5 protein-coding genes and 2 pseudogenes are annotated in these 4,045 nt (G+C 77.3%); 3 read left to right on the top strand and 4 right to left on the bottom strand.

Annotated elements, in window-relative coordinates; genetic code table 11:
* A partial coding sequence (locus ACWEVO_RS31905) for a PucR family transcriptional regulator (protein ID WP_452311169.1) occupies window positions 1-1,346 on the top strand: 1,346 nt, incomplete at its 5' end.
* An 11-nt stretch (window positions 1,347-1,357) separates the two neighbouring features.
* On the opposite strand, the gene ACWEVO_RS31900 is transcribed toward ACWEVO_RS31905, so the two are convergent.
* Window positions 1,358-1,606, bottom strand: a complete 249-nt coding sequence (locus ACWEVO_RS31900) for a potassium transporter TrkA (RefSeq protein ID WP_452311168.1) — start codon at window positions 1,604-1,606, stop codon at window positions 1,358-1,360.
* Between the two features lie 52 nt (window positions 1,607-1,658).
* Complete coding sequence (locus ACWEVO_RS31895; protein ID WP_452311167.1) at window positions 1,659-1,862, bottom strand: hypothetical protein; 204 nt, start codon at window positions 1,860-1,862, stop codon at window positions 1,659-1,661.
* 405 nt (window positions 1,863-2,267) lie between these two features.
* On the opposite strand from ACWEVO_RS31895, the gene ACWEVO_RS31890 reads away from it, so the two are divergent.
* Both ACWEVO_RS31890 and ACWEVO_RS31885 read left to right on the top strand, forming a co-directional pair.
* Window positions 2,268-3,053, top strand: coding sequence for a cell shape-determining protein MreB (locus ACWEVO_RS31890; RefSeq protein WP_452311166.1), 786 nt, complete (start codon window positions 2,268-2,270; stop codon window positions 3,051-3,053).
* A 73-nt stretch (window positions 3,054-3,126) separates the two neighbouring features.
* Window positions 3,127-3,447: a TraR/DksA family transcriptional regulator gene (locus ACWEVO_RS31885; RefSeq protein WP_452311165.1), complete on the top strand. Its 321-nt coding sequence runs from the start codon at window positions 3,127-3,129 to the stop codon at window positions 3,445-3,447.
* Between the two features lie 44 nt (window positions 3,448-3,491).
* On the opposite strand, the pseudogene ACWEVO_RS31880 reads toward ACWEVO_RS31885, so the two are convergent.
* Together ACWEVO_RS31880 and ACWEVO_RS31875 are read right to left on the bottom strand one after the other, a co-directional pair.
* Window positions 3,492-3,698: pseudogene (locus ACWEVO_RS31880) on the bottom strand (glycoside hydrolase family 15 protein); the annotation flags it as partial.
* A pseudogene (locus ACWEVO_RS31875) lies at window positions 3,697-3,825 on the bottom strand (trehalase-like domain-containing protein); the annotation flags it as partial. The pseudogenes ACWEVO_RS31880 and ACWEVO_RS31875, both read right to left, overlap by 2 nt.
* Window positions 3,826-4,045 lie beyond the last annotated feature (220 nt).

Here is a 4,045-nt window from a genome sequence, read left to right as displayed (position 1 = left end):
GGTCCGGGCGGCCGCCGACCCGGTGGGCGGGTGACCTGCCGGCCACCGTGCGCGACCGGCGCGGTCGGCGTCGTAAGCTGGCCGCGACGGGGAGCGGTGGGGCCAGGAGGAACGGCGCGATGACCGGTGGGATCCGGCGCGGTCCCACGGGCGGACCGGAACGGGAGGCGTGCCTGGCGGCCGTGGCGAGCGCCGCGGCGGCCGACGCCGGCGTGCCAGTCGACCTGCTCGGTGACTATCTGACGCTGCTGGTGGAGGCTGCGGTGACCGGCCGCCGGCCGGGCCGGGCCGACCTCGACGCGGTGGGCGCGCTCGGGCGGCGCGCCGCCGAGCAGGGCGTCTCCGCGGGCCGGGCGGTCCGGCTCTACCTCTCGGCGGCCCGGCGGCTCTGGCAGCAACTGCCGCAGCTGGCCGCCCCGGGCGACAGCGAGGTGGTGCGCGCCTCGGCGGACGCGGTGCTGCACGTCGTCGACAGCGCCGTGGCCACCCTGGCCGAGGGGTACGCCGCCGCCCGCCGCGAGCTGGTCCGGCGGGAGGAGACGCTGCGCCGGGAACTCGTGGACGACCTGCTGCGCGGCGACTCGGACCTGGGTGGCCTGGTGGCGCGGGCCGAGCCGTTCGGCCTGGACCTGGCCCGGGTGCACCAGGTGGCGCTGGCCGCGCCGGGCCGGCGGCTGCCGGACACCGAGGCCGCGATCAGCGCGCTGGAGGCGGTCATCTTTGACCGGCTCGGTGACCGCGACGTGCTGGTGGCCACCAAGGAGGGCCTGCTGGTGGTGATCGCCCCCGCCGACGCGGTGGCCCCCGACCGGGGTGCCCGCCACTCGGCCGGTGACCTCGGCCGGCTGATGCACGCCGAGCTGGACCGCCTGCCGCGCGGCGGATCCTGGCAGGTGACGGTGGGTCGCCCGCACCCGGGGCTGTACGGCATCGCCCGCTCCTACGAGGAGGCCCGCGAGACGTTGGCGATGGCGCGGCGGCTGAACACCCGCACCCCGGTCGTCGAGGCGCACGACCTGCTCGTCTACCGCGTCCTGTTGCGCGACCAGCCGGCCATGGTCGACCTGGTGCAGGCGGTGCTGAGTCCGCTGTGCCAGGCGCGCGGCGGCGCCCGGCCGCTGCTGGACACCCTCGACGCGTACTTCGCCACCGGCGGCGTCGCCACCGAGGCGGCCCGGCGGCTGCACGTCTCGGTCCGCACGGTCACCTACCGACTGGGCCGGATCCGAACGCTGAGCGGGTACGACCCGAACGACCCGGGCGACCGGTTCACCCTGCAGGCCGCCGCGTACGGCGCGCGGGCGCTGGACTGGCCGCGCCGCCCGCTGCCCGGCCCGACCGGGTAGCGGGCGCGCCGTCACCGCGGCGGGTCCCCGCCGGCGGGCACGTCGACCACGTCGAGCAGGCCGAGCAGATGGGCCAGTGCCACCGCCTCGGACCGGGTGAGACGCAGGCCGCAGGTGCTGTCCGGATCGGCCAGGTCGTCGTGGAACACGTCCCGCCGGTCCTGGCCCCGGTAGGCGACCACACCGACGCGGCGGCCCTGGGTGGTGGTGAAGGTGAGCCGCACCCCGATTCCGGGTAGCGGCGTCCGTTCGATCTGCATGGGGGCTCCGTACGGGAGAGGCGGGTGACGGCGCCGCCCGGCGCGGCCGCCGTCAGGCGAGGGCGGCGCCGCCCGGCGGCGCCCGGTCGGCCGACCAGGCCGGAACGCACCCCGGGACGGCGCTTGCCAACCTGACCACGATGCACAGCCCCACGCTTCGGCCGGCGTGCCGCAGCACGGTGAGCACGGCCACCACGACGAGCACCGTCAGCGCGCGGCGCTGGAGGGTGTCGGACCGGTGACCGGGTGGGAACATGCGGCCACCATAGCCGCCCGCCCGGCGGCACGGCCCCGGCCATCGTCGCCACCGGCGAGGTCGCCGGTGGTCGGCAAACAGCGCTCCGGATATTGGCCGGTGGCAGGCCATGTCAACGCGCCGACGGCGACGGACGCTGGAGGTCCGACAGATTCCCCGGACGGCGAGGAGGCGGGTGATGACGAGCAGCACGGCGGCGCGGCCGCCGGTGCGCCCCGGTCGACCCGGCGGCCCCGCCCGCGCAGGTCACCGGTCCGCCGCCGCCGCCGGGGCCCGGCCGGACCGCCGGTCCGCCCCCTCCCCGCTCGTCGGCTGACCGGCCGTCCGGCCCCCCTTCTTCCGGCTCCTCCCGCCGTCCCGCCCGGGTCGGCGGGATCTCCACATCTCCTTCGAAAAGAGGTCGGCATGCCTCTCGCCCAGGCCGGCACCCGTCGCACCGGCACCGACGGGACCTCGGCCGCCCGTCCCGCGCCGGTCGCCGTCGACCTCGGCAGCGGCCAGCTCCGGGTCCGGCTGCCCCACCACGGCACCATCAGCACCCCGGTCGGCGACCGGTCCATCCGGCACCAGCCGGTGGTACGGCGCGGCCAGATCGTCGACGGCGCCGGCTGCGCGGCCGCGCTGTCGCAGCTGCTCCGCGAGCACCGGATCGCGGTGCCGGCCGGCCCGTTGGTCGTCGCCTGCCGGCCGCTGCTGGCGACGGTCGCCGACGAGGAGCTGACCCGGCGGGTCCTCGACGCCGTGTTCGCACCCGCCCGGCTGCTCTTCATCGACACCGTCCGCGCCGCCGCGATCGGCGCCGGCGCGGGCACCGGCACCCTGCTCGTCGCGGACCTCGGCACCGAGGTGACGGAGGTGGCCGTCCTGCGGGACAGCCGCGTGGTCGAGGGCCGCCGGGCGAACCTCGGCACCGCCGACCTGGCCCGCGGTGCCACCGTCGGCACGCTCGCCGACGCGGTCGGCCGCCTCGTCCGGGAGCTGACCCGGACCACCGGCACCGTACCGGTCGCCGCCGCCCTGGCCCGCGGCGTGGTCCTGGTCGGGGACGGCGCCACCCGGCCCGACCTGCGGGACCGCATCGCCGCGGCGACCGGGCTACCGGTGCACCGCGCCGCCGGTCCGCGGACGGCCGCGCTGACCGGAGCGAGCCTGGCCGCTTCCGCCGCCGCCCGTCATCCCGCCGTCGAGTGACCCGCGGCGAACCCACCCTCCCCACCGGTCGCGCCGGTCCCCGACCGGCGCGCACACCGAAAGGCGACACACCATGAGCGACACCCTGCACGTCACCCCCGAGGCCCTGCGCGCCCGCCTCGAGGAGCAGTACCACATCTACACCGGCCAGCTGACCGAGCTCACCCTGCACGGCCGCCGGCCCGATCACGGCGGCTACGACCCGGACACCCTGCGGGGGCTGATCGAGACCGCCCGCCAGGGCATCGCGGAGACCGCCGAGGCGCTGCGCCGCATGTCCGAGGGCACCTACGGCCGGTGCGACGGCTGCGGCGGGGAGATCCCGCCCGCCCGGCTGGAGATCCTGCCGTGGGCCCGCCACTGCGTCCCCTGCCAGGAGCGACGCCGCGGCTGACCGGCCGCACCCGTCGACGCGCCGGCGGCCCGCGCCGCCGGCGCCTCCTCGGTGAGGTCGCGGGAACCGTCCACCCGGTACATGATCTGCAGCGGCTCACCGCACTCCTCGGCCTCCCGGATCCGCTCGCTGAGCCAGTCCAGGTAGCCGCGCGCCTCGGCGGTGAAGCCGAGACTGAGCAGGGCGTGCACCGAGAACGACGCGTCCCGCACCCACGTGTAGCGGTAGTCCCAGTTACGCGGACCACCGAGCCGAGATGCTCGGCGAGTCGAACCGCGGTGCGCAGAACCAGTCCAGGGTGCCGTCCCGGGTGATCAGTGCGGCGGTCTGCAGGTCTCCGATCAGCCCGTGGTTCTCCACCGCCGGGTACGCCTCCACCGCGAACCTCCCCGTCCGACGTGCGGCCCGCGTACCCGCTCCGATGGCGGCCATGCCCCGCGGACCGGCGGCCGTACCCTTGGCGACGTGAGCCTCGACGCGCTGCACCGCGCCCTCACCGCGCCCCGCGACCCGCCGCTGCGCCCCCTGCCCGCCCAGGTCGCAGCCCTGCTGGTGACGCTGCACGCGCCGCCCCGGCTGGCCGCCCACCTGCGCGCCG

The sequence above is a fragment of the Micromonospora sp. NPDC003776 genome, from assembly GCF_053605645.1.
The sequence above is the reverse complement of the archived record's forward strand: the minus strand, read 5'-3'. Positions and strand labels throughout refer to the sequence as shown.